Annotated in this window: 16 protein-coding genes; all 16 read right to left on the reverse strand. The window is 54.2% G+C overall.

Annotated elements, in window-relative coordinates; translation table 11 throughout:
- Positions 1-551: 551 nt before the first annotated feature.
- The 16 genes from EH198_RS11345 to spoVE all read right to left on the reverse strand — a co-directional run bounded on the left by EH198_RS11345 (position 552) and on the right by spoVE (position 15,325).
- On the reverse strand, positions 552-1,037 hold the full coding sequence (locus EH198_RS11345; protein WP_124695656.1) for a DivIVA domain-containing protein: 486 nt from the start codon (positions 1,035-1,037) through the stop codon (positions 552-554).
- Positions 1,038-1,273: 236 nt separating this feature from the next.
- Positions 1,274-2,056, reverse strand: coding sequence for a YlmH family RNA-binding protein (locus EH198_RS11350; RefSeq protein WP_124695657.1), 783 nt, complete (start codon positions 2,054-2,056; stop codon positions 1,274-1,276).
- Positions 2,057-2,059: 3 nt separating this feature from the next.
- Positions 2,060-2,329 carry a YggT family protein gene (locus EH198_RS11355; RefSeq protein WP_124695658.1) on the reverse strand — a complete coding sequence of 90 codons (270 nt, stop codon included), beginning with the start codon at positions 2,327-2,329 and terminating at the stop codon, positions 2,060-2,062.
- A 7-nt stretch (positions 2,330-2,336) separates the two neighbouring features.
- Complete coding sequence (locus EH198_RS11360; protein WP_124695659.1) at positions 2,337-2,786, reverse strand: cell division protein SepF; 450 nt, start codon at positions 2,784-2,786, stop codon at positions 2,337-2,339.
- Positions 2,786-3,484, reverse strand: coding sequence for a YggS family pyridoxal phosphate-dependent enzyme (locus EH198_RS11365; RefSeq protein WP_124695660.1), 699 nt, complete (start codon positions 3,482-3,484; stop codon positions 2,786-2,788). Before EH198_RS11365 ends, EH198_RS11360 begins: the two co-directional genes overlap by 1 nt.
- 95 nt (positions 3,485-3,579) lie before the next feature.
- A complete protein-coding gene (pgeF, locus tag EH198_RS11370; protein ID WP_124695661.1) occupies positions 3,580-4,431 on the reverse strand; it encodes a peptidoglycan editing factor PgeF in 852 nt (283 codons plus the stop codon).
- 134 nt (positions 4,432-4,565) lie between these two features.
- Positions 4,566-4,910, reverse strand: coding sequence for a YlmC/YmxH family sporulation protein (locus tag EH198_RS11375; RefSeq protein ID WP_232101558.1), 345 nt, complete (start codon positions 4,908-4,910; stop codon positions 4,566-4,568).
- Positions 4,911-5,057: 147 nt separating this feature from the next.
- Positions 5,058-5,840 carry an RNA polymerase sporulation sigma factor SigG gene (sigG, locus tag EH198_RS11380; protein ID WP_124695662.1) on the reverse strand — a complete coding sequence of 261 codons (783 nt, stop codon included), beginning with the start codon at positions 5,838-5,840 and terminating at the stop codon, positions 5,058-5,060.
- Between the two features lie 101 nt (positions 5,841-5,941).
- Positions 5,942-6,661, reverse strand: coding sequence for an RNA polymerase sporulation sigma factor SigE (gene sigE, locus EH198_RS11385; protein WP_124695663.1), 720 nt, complete (start codon positions 6,659-6,661; stop codon positions 5,942-5,944).
- 95 nt (positions 6,662-6,756) lie between these two features.
- Positions 6,757-7,704, reverse strand: coding sequence for a sigma-E processing peptidase SpoIIGA (gene spoIIGA, locus EH198_RS11390; protein WP_124695664.1), 948 nt, complete (start codon positions 7,702-7,704; stop codon positions 6,757-6,759).
- Between the two features lie 311 nt (positions 7,705-8,015).
- Positions 8,016-9,128: a cell division protein FtsZ gene (ftsZ, locus tag EH198_RS11395; protein WP_124695665.1), complete on the reverse strand. Its 1,113-nt coding sequence runs from the start codon at positions 9,126-9,128 to the stop codon at positions 8,016-8,018.
- Positions 9,129-9,188: 60 nt separating this feature from the next.
- Positions 9,189-10,451, reverse strand: a complete 1,263-nt coding sequence (gene ftsA, locus EH198_RS11400; RefSeq protein WP_124695666.1) for a cell division protein FtsA — start codon at positions 10,449-10,451, stop codon at positions 9,189-9,191.
- A gap of 271 nt (positions 10,452-10,722) precedes the next feature.
- Positions 10,723-11,478 (reverse strand): cell division protein FtsQ/DivIB, encoded by a 756-nt coding sequence (locus EH198_RS11405; protein WP_124695667.1) that lies wholly within the window; start codon positions 11,476-11,478, stop codon positions 10,723-10,725.
- 63 nt (positions 11,479-11,541) lie between these two features.
- Positions 11,542-12,825: a UDP-N-acetylglucosamine 1-carboxyvinyltransferase gene (gene murA, locus EH198_RS11410; protein WP_124695668.1), complete on the reverse strand. Its 1,284-nt coding sequence runs from the start codon at positions 12,823-12,825 to the stop codon at positions 11,542-11,544.
- Between the two features lie 287 nt (positions 12,826-13,112).
- The gene (murG, locus tag EH198_RS11415) at positions 13,113-14,222 is read right to left on the reverse strand and encodes an undecaprenyldiphospho-muramoylpentapeptide beta-N-acetylglucosaminyltransferase (protein WP_124695669.1); all 1,110 of its coding nucleotides are present in this window, start codon (positions 14,220-14,222) and stop codon (positions 13,113-13,115) included.
- Positions 14,223-14,227: 5 nt separating this feature from the next.
- Positions 14,228-15,325: a stage V sporulation protein E gene (gene spoVE, locus EH198_RS11420; RefSeq protein ID WP_124695670.1), complete on the reverse strand. Its 1,098-nt coding sequence runs from the start codon at positions 15,323-15,325 to the stop codon at positions 14,228-14,230.
- Between the last annotated feature and the right edge of the window lie 3 nt (positions 15,326-15,328).

A 15,328-nucleotide genomic window follows, 5' to 3' on the forward strand; every position in this document is an offset into this window, starting at 1 on the left:
GCTGTAAAGGCCCCTCGCGGCGTCCCCGCAAAGGGATGCCGCGAGGAAGGGCCGCTCCGCCGCCAAACCCCGCTCCCTACCCGCCAAGCCCCCCACACCTCGCCAACCCTTGCGGGTGTCCAGAGGGTGCAACCCTTGGGGTCCCCCTTGAGAAAGGGGGATTTAGGGGGATCGCCCTCCAAAAACAAATAAACGCCCCGCCCCCAAAGGGGCGAGGCGACGCTCGCGATACCACCCTAATTCCGCGCAGATTCCCTCCCGTATAGACGGCCAAAGATCATACGCGATCTCAGCTCCCGCGCAAAGACGCGGGTCCGGTGTAACGTCCGGGAGACGGCTCGCCCTACGCACGACACAAAGTTCGTTTCAGGTTCGCTTCTTGGGGAGGATATTCCGGCATGGTTTGAACATCGGCTTTCAGCAGTCGCCGACTCTCTGGGGATCGTTGCCATGACGTACTGGTCCCGTCATCGAATACTTATGGAATGTTGCAGATATGTTCTATTTATAGCCTCTTTAACGATAAAAGTCAACAAGCCAAGACAATGGCCTCAAAATACTTCTTCGCGGACCTCGCGGCTCTCCAGCGCGTCCCAATCGTCCTGGGACAACAGCTCGAGCTGAGCTTCAACCAGCGTCCGGAACCGTGTACGGTAAATGGAGGCCTGCTTGCGGAGCTCTTCGGTTTCGATGGCTACTTTGCGGGATTTGGAAAGCGCCTCATTGATAATGCGGTCGGCGTTCTTCTCCGCTTCCTTGATGATGAGCTGCGATTCTTTCTTGGCGTTATTCTTCACTTCGTCGGCAGCTTCCTGGGCAACAATGATGGTCTTTGACAAAGTCTCTTCGATGTTTGTAAAATGGTCCAGACGCTCCTGCAGGGCCAGAAGCTGATTGTGCAGCTCCTTGTTCTCTCGGATGACGCTCTCGTAATCCTTGATGATCTGATCCAGAAATTCATTGACCTCGTCTTCATCATAACCTCGGAGCCGCCGGGCAAACTCCTTGTTATGTATATCGAGCGGCGTTAATGGCATGCTGTGCACCTCCTAGAAATTTCGGGCCTCTTCCGCCCAGCCGTCACTTCATCTTTTCGGACGAAGAAGGAAATCTGAACAATAAGCTAGCTTAGGACAAGGCAAGCGGCCCATTTTTTCCGTGACTGTCTGAGATTTCGCCTCTTTTAAAACTATCGGCGTCCAGCTCCACAAATGTTAGCTGCCCTATAGAGTTAATCAATTTCGACAAGCGGACTGAAATTCCTGCAAGAAATTTATATAAATTTGCCGACCCGAATCCGATATCGGGCTTTTTTTGTCAGTCCGCCGACCTCGAGCACTTTAAAACGCCCAAAGCCCTGAACGGAGACGACATCGCCTTCGTTCAGATGGCAGGAAGGGTCTTCCTCCACCTTCCAGTTAACCCGGACGCGTCCAGCCTTGATGGGAACGAGAATTTTTGCCCGGCTAAGCCGGCACACATCCGCCGCGATGCCGTCCAGCCTCAGGGAAGACACGGTAAGCTCCATCGTATCCAGCTTGACCTCGGCACGCCGCAGCTCCGATACCGGCAGTATCTCCACGCTGACGGGAGCACGGCCGACGCTGCTCATGTGGAGGGCCAAATAATCGGCGATATCCGACGTCACGACGGCATGGCAGCCGTCCTCCAGAACGTGGATATCGCCGATTTTGCTTCGCTTAATCCCCAAACCGAGCAGGGAACCCATATAATCCCCGTGCTCCAGTTCCGGAAGTTTCTGCTCCGCCGGTGTTATATTCAGCACCTTCAGTGACATATCTTCATCTTCCAAATCACGGTAATCAGGAGCAATCAGCGCTCTCCGCCGCTCCGCTTCTTCATGCCCGCCCCCCCATTTGACTTTCACATCCGGTTGACGGTTCACCAAAGATTGCAGAATATACCCCTGCCGCGGATCGAGGAAATCCGTCAGCTTCAGTTCATGATAACGGGCCGCATTCTCCACCCATTCATAGGCCCGGTCCACAAACGGCCGCTCATCTGGCTGAAAATGACCGTAAATTTCGTTCTTCATATTTTATCCTACCAGATAAAACAGTACGGACCGCAATCCGTTCGCTGCAAGCTCAAGCACGAGCAGCGCTACGACCGGCGAAAAGTCGATCGTTCCGAACAAGGGAGGAATAATCTTGCGGAACGGCGTCAAATAAGGCTCCACCAGCTTTCCAAGCAACTCTCCGATGAAGTTGTCCCGGACATTGGGCAGCCAGGACATCAGCACGTAGAAAATAATCATGTAAAAGTAAATATTAAACAGGATATCGATAATGGAATTGATTTGGGACAAAGCCCGTTCACCTCATTCTGTTATAGTCTTGATCGTCTGCGAGAATTTCCGAAATGTTGCCTTGAATTTCAACGGTATCGGGCGTGCAGAGAAAGATATTCCCGCCAATTTTAGAGATGCCGCCCCCCAAGGCGTACACCGTTCCGCTCAAAAAATCGATAATCCGCATCGCCTGATCGTTGCGGACCCGCTGCAGATTGACGACGACGGTGCGGTGCGAGCGGAGATGGTCGGCGATTTCCTGAGCTTCGTCGTACGACCGGGGTTCGTACAGCACGACCTTGACATTCTTTTGAGAATGGATGCTGACGACATTCCCGACCCGCTGGTTTTTGCGCGTTTCTACAGGACCCGGAACATCATCTTCCTCATCATGCTGACCCAGCGGTTCATGCTCAACGATCTCCTCTTGTTCCTGTAATCCCAAAAAGCTCATAAAGCGGTTCATGACACCCATTATGATTCCTCCTCATGGCCTACCAGTACCGTCCCCAGGCGAACCCAGGTGGCTCCTTCTTCAATCGCCACTTCAAAATCATTCGACATGCCCATCGACAGTTCTGTCATCGGCTCCGCCGTCAGCCCCAAGCCGTTAAGCTTGTCCCGCAGTTCGCGAAGGCCGCGAAACACCGGACGGGTAAACTCCGGATCTTCCTCATGCGGCGCCATTGTCATCAGTCCGATGACCTTGAGCCGGTCAAATTTCGAAATCTCCTGCAAAAAATCCGGAACGCCATCCGGATTCAGACCGAACTTTGTTTCTTCCCCGGAGATATTCACCTGAAGCAATACATTGACGTCCAGACCGGCCACTTCCGCCTTCCGGTGAAGTTCTCGGGCCAGCGACAGACGGTCCAGTGAATGGATATATTGAAATTTGCCGATGATATCCTTCACCTTATTGGTCTGTAAATGCCCGATAAAATGCCATATCCCTTGACTTCCAAGCGCTTCCCACTTGCTCTCCGCATTCTGCCAGCGGTTCTCGCCGATATCTCTAAGACCGGAAGCCAGCACGGCTGAGGTTGTCTCCAGCGACACATATTTGGTCACCGCGATAATCTTGACGTCCCGGGTGTCCCGTCCGCCTTTGACGCACGCGCGTTCAATGCGCCGGCTGACTTCGGCTATTCGTTCCTGCAATGTCGAGGACAACAGTCAACTCTCCTTTTTTACTCAAAACAGACTTAATAAGTTTCCGAAGGTTCCCCGCATTGTTCCTGAGTAAACCTCGAAGTCTAGGCCCCACCTTATGGGGATGTTATTCCGATCCAGCTCGCCATTCTTCCCGTAACCCCATTTTCCTTGCGGTAAGAGAAGAACAAATCATGACTGCAGCTTGTACACCAAGTTGTACATTCGATATGAGTCGGCAATATTCCTGCTTTTATCATAATGCGTCGGTTCAATTCTTTCAAGTTGAGCATCATTTTGCCAATATGTGCTGTCGAAGGGCTGTACAGGCTCGCCGCTGATTCCTGTTCCCTGTCCAGACTGTCCTCCAGCCTGCGGACACGGTCCATCACGAAATCGTCCACCTCGTAACAGCAGGCTCCGATGCTTGGCCCGATGGCTCCCCGGATATTTTCCTTGCGGCTTCCGTAAACGTCTTCCATCCGCCTTACCATAGCCAAAGCGATTTCGGCCACTGTTCCTTTCCAGCCCGCATGGGCCAGACCGACGGCTCCCGCCACCGGATCATGAAAGAAGAGCGGCACGCAATCCGCGTAAAAAGAAACGAGGAGCACGCCGGGCACATTGGTCAAAAGTCCGTCCGTATCCGCAAAAGCCGAAGAGCGGTCAAGACTGCCCCGCCCCTTGTCGTCTGCCGTTACAACAGCGATTTCCGCGCCGTGCACCTGCTCCCCGCATGTCCAGTCTTCGAGCGAAAAGCCGAGGCTTTCGGCGACCATTTTGCGGTTCTTGATGACATCCTCCGGAATGTCGCCTACATGAAAAGCGCAGTTCAGGCTTTCGTAAGGCGCGCGTCCGGCGCCCCCGGCCCGCCCGGTAAATCCGGCAGTTATTTTCGAATACGGGCCAGTCCACGGCTCTAGGCTGAATAATGCCGGACTGCCGCTTTTTTGAACAAACGGTTCCATTCTCTCACCCCGCCTTTAAGTGTACCACAAGACAGACCTATAAAGTGGAGGACGGCCTTTGATGCGGTTTCCCAAGGTGTCCGGCTTGGACTTGCTTGCACATTTTCTTCTTCGCAAAAAAGACAGCGCAGCGTTCAGTACGTGCGCCGTTCATTCCTTTCTTCCCGCTGAAGCACCAGGATTTCACGCTCTTCCGCCTCCAGCGAAGGCCGGGGCTCCTCCATTTTGACGAGCACGACATCCGAACCGATCTTCACAATATTCCGCCAAGGAATGACGAGGTCGGCTCCGCCGCCGAACAGTCCCAGAAACCGCGTATATCCCGGAACGATAATGGCATCGATAACCCCGCGCCGCAAATCCAGCTCCAGGTCGCTGATCTGCCCGAGACGCCTCCCGTCGACAATATTGATGACATCCTTAGCCTGGAAATCGGAAATTTTCATTTTTTTGCCCGAAGCCAATGTTTCCTGATTCATGTCCGCCACCTCTGTAAGTTCAAACGTACACCTAAGTATATGTGCCGGCGGCTTGGTCAAATGCCTCTAATTACAGCTTTTCAAAAAAACAACCCCACCTTGAGGCCGGGCCCTCGGGTGGGATTGGTTGTCCTATTTTCTTCTAGGTTATGACTTCACATGCTTTTGCATCTGCTGAATGGCCGATTTCTCAAGCCGGGACACCTGCGCCTGGGAAATGCCGATCTCCTCGGCGACTTCCATTTGCGTCTTGCCCTCGAAAAACCGCATCGACAGGATGCGTTTTTCCCGCTGCCCCAGCCTCTGCATCGCCTCCCGCAGCGCAATTTCCTCAATCCAGGAGACGTCTTTATTTTTGTCGTCGCTGATCTGGTCCATGACGTAAATCGGATCGCCCCCGTCGTGGTAGATCGGCTCGAATAAGGAAACGGGGTCCTGAATGGCATCGAGTGCGAACACGACATCCTCTTTCGGAACACCCAGCGCCTCGGATATTTCAAAAATCGTGGGCTCCCGCGAGTTCTGGTTGGTCAGACTGTCTCTCACCTGCAGCGCCTTGTAGGCGATATCCCTGAGCGAGCGGGAGACGCGTATCGGATTGTTGTCCCGTAAGTAGCGGCGGATTTCGCCGATAATCATCGGCACCGCATAGGTGGAAAATTTTACGTTCTGCGACAGGTCGAAGTTATCAATGGCTTTCATCAGCCCGATGCAGCCCACCTGAAACAAGTCATCAACGAATTCTCCGCGGTTGTTGAACCGCTGGATTACGCTCAGCACCAGTCTCAGATTGCCGTTGACCAATTTCTCTCTGGCGGATTTTTCGCCCTTCTGCTGCAGCGAAGTGAACAGCTCCCGCATCTCCACGTTCGTCAGAACGGGCAGCTTGGCGGTATCCACACCGCATATCTCGACTTTATTTCGGGTCATGATGATTAACCTCCCAAGGAGAAACATTACTGTACATTATCTCCCCGGTCGGCCATTTTATTCCTTGGCCATTCGTCCGCTTGGCCGCTCTTTAAGAAGGACTAAACCATCTTGTTGAACTCCTTGCGCAGCCGTTTGATTATTCTTTTTTCCAGCCGGGAAATATAGGATTGGGAGATGCCGAGCAGATCGGCGACGTCTTTCTGCGTCTTCTCCTCGCCGCCGCGCAGTCCGAACCGAAGCTCCATAATGAGCCGTTCCCGCTCGCTCAGCTTTTCCAGCGCCTTTTGCAGCAGCTTGCGGTCCACCTGTTCCTCTATATTGCGGTAGATGGTGTCATTCTCCGTCCCGAGCACGTCCGACAGCAGCAGCTCATTGCCGTCCCAATCGATATTAAGCGGCTCGTCGAAGGATACCTCGCTGCGCGTTTTGCTGTTGCGGCGCAGATACATGAGGATTTCGTTCTCAATACAGCGCGACGCGTACGTGGCCAGCTTGATTTTTTTCTCGGGGTCGAACGTGTTGACCGCCTTGATCAGACCGATTGCGCCGATAGACACCAGGTCCTCGATATTGATGCCGGTATTTTCGAATTTGCGGGCTATGTACACGACAAGGCGCAGATTGCGCTCGATCAGCATTGCGCGTACGGCCGCGTCGCCCGAGGGGAGCCGCTGGAGCAAATAATCCTCCTCCTCCCGCGTCAGCGGCGGGGGAAGCGCCTCGCTGCCTCCGATATAATAAATTTCCTGGCTTTTCAAACCCAGCAGAAACAGCACTCGGTAATACTGGAGCTGCAGCGTCAGTTTCCATTTGATCATCGTTGTTCCTCCTTCCAGAAGTTAGCACTGAAAGCTGCCGCATCCGCTTCTACCATCCGTATGCCAGGGCCTGCACAATTCCGGACGGAAATGCGTCAGGCAACTCCTCCCGGATGAACGGCAGGCTCTCCCTGCGCCAAGTCGGGATGAATAATCGCCCGGTAGGCCCCATCCCCGGACAGCGTGCCGCCGTCTAGGCCAATTAATACTTTCCTGTGCTCGGTTGTCTCTTCGCCAAGCGTTACGGCAACATGATCGGGCTTCAGCGCAAGCATAAAGGACGCTCCCCTGTTCACTCCACGGTAGGGTACAAGTCTTAGCCGGTCCTGCCATACAAAGGACTGCCCGTCCGTTTCCAAAAGCAGCTGATCCGCCCCTTCCTGCGATAAGCGCCCTTTCCAGCTCTCCGGCAAATAGTCCTCCCACAGCGAAGCTTCCATCACCATAACGGGGGTTTTGGTCAAAGGGTCGTACAGTCGGTTGCCCGTATCGAGCAATCCGGAGCAGGTGACCGTCACGCCTTCAATTTCCACTTGTACGGTGCCGATATAAGCTTCAAGTTTCTCTCTTCGCAGGCGGGAAGAATGAACGGCTTTGTAACAGCCCAGCACAGGCAGCAGTATGAACAGCACGAACCAAAATCCGATTTTTAGCCGGTAAGCATAACCTCCAGCCGCCGTATACAGAATTCCGTTCCAGATATCCCCGGAGCTCTGAAGCAGGTAATGAATGCCCAGAATGCCACCCGCCGCAGCAAAATTAATGATATAGAAGGCCCCTATGCTCCGGAAAAAACCCTGCAGACTGGAAAAACCAAAAGCGACCCAAATCATAATGACCGACAAGCCGAACTTGATCAGAAAGGTATACATAAACGAAAGCTCCGGCACAAACATCATGACGACATACGTTGCGCCAACCAAGGCGGAAAGCCAAAGCCTCCACCACTTGGTCCTGACCTTGATCATCCATCCGGTAAGCCACAGCAGCACCGCGTCGATCAGCAAGTTGGCGGCAAAGATCAAGTCGATATAAACTACCATAAAATTCACCTGCCTAAGGCCGATATTGGTAGCCACTAGATGCTTGGCTTCAGGTCTTTTTGCTGCGATAGGAATAGTATAGAAAGTCTGAAGTCCAAAGTCTGTCTAAACCTGGTAGGCGTTAGCGGGCTATTTTTGTCGAGTTTTCTTGTATCTCACCTATCCAGAAAGCCTATGCTTGGATGCCGGTTTTCAGTACATGCATTTCTTCTGCCACATAAAAAAAACGGAAGCCTTCCTTTTCTGGATGGCTTCCGTTGGATCTTGCAACTATGCAATTGGATTATAGCAGAAACTTAAAACCGGCAGGATCAGTCGTGATTGCCCCGTGAGCGGTTGCGCAGAAAGGTCGGAATGTCCAGCTGGTCGGAGCTCGTTTGGTTGCCGAACGGGCGAAGGTTGTTCGCCTTGTCCGGCGCAGGCTCGGTCTGATTCGAAGCCGGACGGCGTCCGGGCGCTGCAGGAGCTCCCTTATGCTCGAAGCCGGTAGCGATTACCGTTACCTTGATCTCATCCTTCATGGTCTCTTCGATAATCGCACCAAAGATCATGTTGACTTCGGGGTCAGAGGCAGAGGTGACGATCTCGGCCGCTTCATTGACTTCATACAGCGACAGATTGGAACCACCGGTGATGTTCATAATGACCCCTCGCGCGCCCTCGATGGAAGTCTCAAGCAGCGGACTCATAATCGCCTTGCGTGCCGCTTCGGAAGCCCGGTTCTCACCGGTCGCGATTCCGATACCCATCAGCGCGGAGCCGCGTTCCGTCATGATCGTCTTCACATCGGCGAAGTCAAGGTTGATCAGGCCGGGAACGGCGATCAGGTCGGAAATGCCCTGTACCGCCTGTCTCAGCACGTTATCCGCTTCGCGGAACGCCTCCAGCATCGGAGTCTTCTTATCAACGATTTCGAGGAGACGGTCATTGGGAATGACGATAAGCGTATCGACTTTTTCCTTCAGCGCCTCGATGCCAAGCTCAGCTTGCGTAGAACGCTTGCGGCCTTCAAAGGTAAAAGGGCGGGTAACTACGCCAACCGTGAGCGCTCCGCATTCTTTGGCGATTTCAGCAATCACCGGCGCAGCGCCTGTGCCGGTACCGCCGCCCATGCCTGCGGTAACGAACACCATGTCGGCTCCCTTCAAAGTATTCGAAATCAGATCGCGGGATTCTTCGGCCGCCTTCTTTCCAACCTCCGGATTGGCGCCTGCGCCCAAGCCACGGGTCAGCTTGTCCCCGATTTGCAATTTATGTTCCGATTTGGCCATATGCAGCGCCTGGGCGTCCGTATTAACCGTGATGAACTCTACGCCCTGCACGCCATTTTCGATCATCCGGTTGACAGCATTGCTGCCGCCGCCGCCAACGCCGATGACCTTAATTTGCGCCAGGCTCTCCATTTCAAAATCAAATTCCAACATATTGTTCCCTCTCCCCCTCAATGTGCTTGGATGGCCGGTCCAAGTGTATCTGGACGTTCACTATATGAAATCGCTGAAAATATTTTTGAGTCGCTCCACGAATCCTTGCTTCTGGACGGCCTCCTGGCTTGGCGCGGCATTCGGCTTGCTGCGGCTGACCGTTTTCTTGTTCGCGCTAGCAGAGCTGCCGCGTCCCCGAAAGCTGCGGACGATGTGGTGCAAAATGCCGACGCCGCTTGTAAATCCGGGGTCTCTCACCCCGATGTAGTCGGGAACCGCAATCCGGACGGACGCGGATAATTCCGCTTGCGCCGCCTTCAAAACGCCCGGCATCGATACAGTGCCACCCGTTAGTATATAACCTCCCGGAAGGTCGCTGTAACCAAGCCGTTTCACTTCTTGAAGAATCAGGTGGAAAATCTCTTGGACCCGAGGCTCGATAATGGCCGCCAAATCCTCCTGATTGAACTCCTTCTCCACATTGCTGCCGATTCTCAGCACCTTGAACACAACTTCGGAGGATGCGTCGTCGATCCAGGCGCATCCATATTTAAGCTTTACTTTCTCCGCCTGGTCGGTTAGCGTACGCAGTCCGTAGGCAATATCATTCGTAACAAATTCTCCGCCGATCGGTATCGTTGAGGTTGCAATAAGGGAACCTTCTTCATATACGGCTATCGTCGTTGCGCCAGCACCGATATCCACCAGTACCGCTCCCATTGATTTTTCGTCTTTGGAAAGCGCTAACCCGCCGGCTCCAAGAGACATCAGCACAAGATCCTTGATCTTCAGTCCCGATTTCTCCACACAGCGCAGCAGGTTATGTATTGGCGTCTTGGCTCCGGTAACGATGGTGGCTTCCACTTCCAAGCGAACACCGATCATTCCGCGCGGGTCCTGAATGCCTTCAAGACCATCGACGATATATTGCTTAGCGACGACATCGATCACCTCACGTTCAGGAGGCAGAGCGATGACTTCCGCAGCCTTGAGAACGCGCAGGATATCCTCCTCGCCGATTTCGCGATCTTCATTCTGGACGGCAACTACGCCATGGCTGGATTGCAGGCCGATATGATTGCCGGAAATGCCGACATACACTTCGGATATTTGAATGCCCACCATCTGCTCGGCGTGCTCAACGGCGCTTTTGATGGATTGGACCGTCTGGTCGATGTCTACAATCGCGCCCTTGCGTATGCCCTCCGAGTCGGCAGATCCGACACCGATAATATTCAAGGTTCCATTGGTAACTTCCCCGATAATTGCCCGAACTTTGGATGTACCGATGTCCAAACTAACAATGATGTCATTGTTGCTCAAGCCCTATGGCACCTCCTGATTGATCGTAATGGTTTCCAGCCGCTTTCCAGAGACGGGAAACGTCTTTCTACATATTCCACATACCTATTCCTTTCCCTCTTTTTTCTACAAATTTTTTGACCGGAAATAAAGAACTTTTCTTGGAAATGAAAGCAATAAATGGATGAAAAAGAGTTTGCTCAAATTTCAAAAAATCCGGAGAAAAAAGAGGGATGAAATTTTATTGCCCATAAAACCGATTGTAGCATTTTTTGCTCTCTGTGAGTAGTGGCTATTTATCTTCGGCGCCCTCTTGAGCACTGTCGCTCTGGAAGGGAACATAGGAATCCGCCTCAAGCATGGTGATCATTCCCGGTTCTTTCGTTTCAATGACCTGGTTCAAATACTCCACTTTGTCTTTCAGCAGCGAAACGGCCGTAGTCACTTCAAAGTGCGAACGGGTATAAAGCTTGATCCGGTCCGGAAAAGAGAGCGTCGGCGACGGCACGATTTCGGAGATGTCGCTGGTCAGTTCATTCGGTATCCCTGCCAGCGCCCCGCACAGCTTCGCCTTATAAGGGTCTGAAGCCTTCCAGCCCGTCAGGATCGGCTTCTCCACGGCGATTCCGCTCTCATCAATGGATACCGTCGCGCCGCTGGAAAGGATGGCCTTCAAGCTGCCGCTCGGATCAAGCTCATAGGCTACCGCCGGAAATTCCGTAATCTGAACGGAAACGACGCCGGGAAAACGCTTGTCCACCGTTACCTTTTGCACCGTCTTCAGTTCAAGCAGCGACTGCTCCACTCCACTTTTCGATACGGCAAAAAACTGCCCACCTTTTTTGAGACCGCTTTGCTGAAGGAGCTCTTCCGAGGTGGAGTATTTGCTGCCGCGGAAGTCGATTTCCGTAATGCGGCTGGCCGGCGAACGAAAAAAAATGACGCCAAGCAGCGCGATAAACAGCAGCATCAGGATCGCCGTTACTTTGCGGCTTCTTTTTTTCTTGGGCTTGTCCTCTTGGAGAACAGGCAGTCGGGTATTTGGCATTCTATAGTCTCCGTAGTAAGGCCCTGCCTCCCCCCGTCTTTCAATTGGAGGAGACAGGGGAGTTTAATTGGCCAGATCGATGGGTCCCGGAACAGGCATCTTGCGGCTGATGCGGGCGCCCAGCTTCTGAAACAGCAGTTCAATGCCGTCGTATCCTCTGTCAATATGATGAGCCTGCTCGACAACGGTGGTGCCTTGGGCGGCCAGCCCCGCAATGACAAGCGCCGCGCCGGCCCGCAAATCGGTCGCTTCCACCGTTGCCCCGTAGAGCCGCTTGACGCCGCGGATGAACGCACGGTTCAAATGGGTGGAAATATCGGCGCCCATGCGGGCCATTTCTTCCACATGCTTGAATCTGCCTTCAAATACAGTCTCCTTGATGACGCTAAATCCGTCAGCCAATGCGAGCAGCACCATGATCTGGGACTGAAGATCCGTCGGAAAAGACGGATAAGGCGAAGTTACAATGCGTTCTACGGACCGGGGGCGCCCCATACAACTAATATTAATTATATCATTGCAAACTGTGATTTGAACACCGGCGCGCTTCAGGACGTGAATCAGCGAATTCAGATGACCCACATTGGTATGCGTGAGCGTGACGTCTCCCCGGGTCGCCGCGGCGGCGATCATGACGGTGCCCGCGACAATCCGGTCTGGAATGACTTCATAGCTGCAGGACTGCAGCTTCTGTACGCCCTGGATCGTAATCGTATCGGTGCCCGCTCCGATAATGGAGGCGCCCATCCGGTTCAAGAAGTTCTGAAGATCCTGTATCTCCGGCTCCCGGGCCGCTCCGGAAACTGTCGTGGTGCCCTCCGCGGTCGCGGCGGCCATCATAATATTTTCCGTCGCACCAACGCTCGGATAATCCAGATGAATGTCACAGCCCCTCAGCCGTTCCGCACTGCAGTAAATTTTCCCGTTTCCTTCTTCGATCTCCGCCCCAAGAGCCTGCAGTCCCCGCAGATGCAGATCGATCTTGCGTTCGCCGATTGCACAGCCTCCCGGCTGATAGATGGTTACCTCCCCGAATCTGGCCAGCAGCGGCCCCATCAGGAAGATGGAAGATCTCATTTGCTTCATCAAGTCTTCCGGAACATGGGATGAACAGGCGGGCGCAGTATCCACCGTTACCGTATCCCCGTCATGTCCGGCCCTGCAGCCAAGCCGCTCCATAATCGCGAGCATCGTTTCGATGTCCAGCAGATTCGGCACATTATGCAGCGAGTGAACGCCTTCGGCCAGCAGGCTAGCCGCCAGAATGGGCAGCGCCGCGTTTTTTGCTCCATGGATGCGTATGGTGCCTGACAGGGGAATTCCACCCTCAATCACCAATTTGTCCAATGTATCACCTCCGAGATTACCGCTCACCCCCCGCTTGATGCCGTCGGCGCTTTGTAATAAAAGCACGCTTAAGCCGGCAAGGGCAGCCGCTTCCGTCTACGTTAGGCAGGCGAAAAATCTCTCATCGGACGCAAGTTGCACGCCCTCCGCCCTTCCGGTAAGCAGCCCTAGGTGATAGTCACGATTTATACGATATCGTATGTAGTTTCCCTCGGGTGTGTGACAGGATGGAGCACAGGAACGCGGGATGCTGCCGCCCACCTGCTCCGTGCCTGGCGGACAAGCGGTCACTTGCCGCCAGTAAGCCTCCGAAGCTCCTGAAGGACAAGTGCGGCGGAATCCCGCTTGCCCAGTTTAAGCGAAGCTTCGGACATTGTCTTCCGGACGGCCGGATCGCCCGTAATGGAGCGGACCGCCTTGTACAGCGACTGTCCCGTTAAATCCTTCTCCAGGATCACAACGGCCGCTCCCGCGCGCTCCAACTGCCTAGCATTCGCTTCCTGATGGTTGTTTGTGACATTGGGAGAAGGAATAAGAACGGATGGGATGCCCAGCGCCGTAATTTCGGCGATAAAAGAAGCTCCCGCACGGTTCACAATCAGGGAAGTGCAGGCGAGCACCTCCGGCATATTATGAACATAGGGAAGCACATGCAGCCAGTTCGGAAGGCTTCCCAGCTTCTCGCGCAAGCTTTTACGTGTCTCCTCGTAATAAGGCTCGCCCGTGACGTATACGTAATGGACCTGCGGTTCCTTGACGGCAAGTGAAGCCATTTCGATCATCGCCTCATTGATCGCTTTCGCTCCCCGGCTGCCGCCGACCACCAGCACGACCGTGCTTTCCTCGGGAATGCCGAGGGAAGCGAAGCCCCGCTCCGGGTTCGCCTTGCTCACCGTTGTTGCGCGCGGATTCCCGGTGTAGATCACGCGCTTGCTTCCCGGAAAAGCCGATTCGGTTCCCTCGAAGCTGACCGCAACTGTACTCGCATACCGGCTTAGAAAACGGTTGGTCAAACCCGGAATGGCGTTCTGCTCATGGATCAGTGTGGGGATGCCGAGCTTGGAGGCGGCATAAACGACAGGGCCGCAGACATATCCGCCCGTCCCGACGACAACGTCGGGTTTGAACTCCTTCAGCATCCGCTTGGACTCCTTCACGCCTTTCAGGAAACGCATAACCGTCTTCACATTGTCCAGGGACAGCTTCCGCCGGAACCCGGTAATATCGATCGAGCGGAACGGAAGGTTTTCCTGGGGAACCAGCTTGCTCTCGAGCCCGCGCGTCCCGCCGATATATAAAAATGCGGAGTTGTCTTCCTCCGCCTCCAGCTGCCTTGCCACGGCGACAGCGGGATAAATATGCCCTCCCGTGCCGCCGCCGCTTAATACGATACGCATTGCCTTCACCTCGCATAACGGGATAAATTAAGTAAAATGCCGAGCGCCGTAAGCATCAGCGTCAGCGATGAGCCGCCGTAGCTGATCAGCGGCAGCGTAATGCCCGTGACCGGCATCATGCCGATGACCACGCCGATGTTAATGACGACCTGCACCGCCACCATACAGACGATTCCAACGGCCAGATAGCTGCCGAAGCGGTCCGGCAGGCTCATGGCCACCCTCATTCCCCGCCAGATCAGGATAAGGAACAGAGTCAGCACCGCAAGTCCGCCGATAAAGCCCAGTTCTTCGGCCAAAATGGAAAAAATAAAGTCCGTCTGCGGCTCTGGCACATAGCTGTATTTCTGCCGGCTCATGCCGAGCCCGAGTCCCCCAAGTCCGCCGGGGCCGATCGCATACAGCGACTGGATGATCTGGTATCCCTTGCCGAGCGGATCGGACCAGGGATCAAGGAACGCGGTAATCCGCTGGATCCGGTAAGGAGCGGCTGCGACCAGCGCGGCAAATCCGGCGACTCCCGCCGCGCCGAGTCCCAGAAGATGCTTCATACTCGCCCCGGCGGTAAAGACCATCATTAGGGTGGCCCCCATCATCACCGTTCCTGTACCCAGATCGGGCTGAAGCATGATCAGTCCGAAGGCTGTCCCGATCAGGGCCAGCGGAGGCAGAAGCCCCCGCGTGAACGAAGTGATGTTGTAATCCTCGCGGCTCATCCAATTCGCCAGATAGAGAATCATCCCCATCTTCATGAACTCGGAGGGCTGGATGCCGAAAGAGCTGATGCCCAGCCAACTGCGCGCGCCGCCGCGCACAACCCCGATTCCGGGGATCAATACAATCACAAGGAGAACGAAGCAGACGATAAGCGCCGGCCTGGACAGCCTCTTCAAGACACGATAATCCACGTTCGCCGTAAAGAACATTGCGGCAAGACCCAGGACGGCAAAGAGCAGCTGTCTTTTGACAAAATAAAAAGAATCGCCATAATTTCGAAAGCCCAGCACGGAGCCCGCACTGTAAACCATAATCATGCCTATGGCCAGCAGCGCCAGAATCGGAATCAGCAGCCAGATATCCGGCGCGGGACGGGTCTTGTTCATGAG

Origin of the sequence: Paenibacillus rhizophilus (assembly GCF_003854965.1) — a bacterium.
Classification (GTDB): domain Bacteria; phylum Bacillota; class Bacilli; order Paenibacillales; family Paenibacillaceae; genus Paenibacillus_AQ; species Paenibacillus_AQ rhizophilus.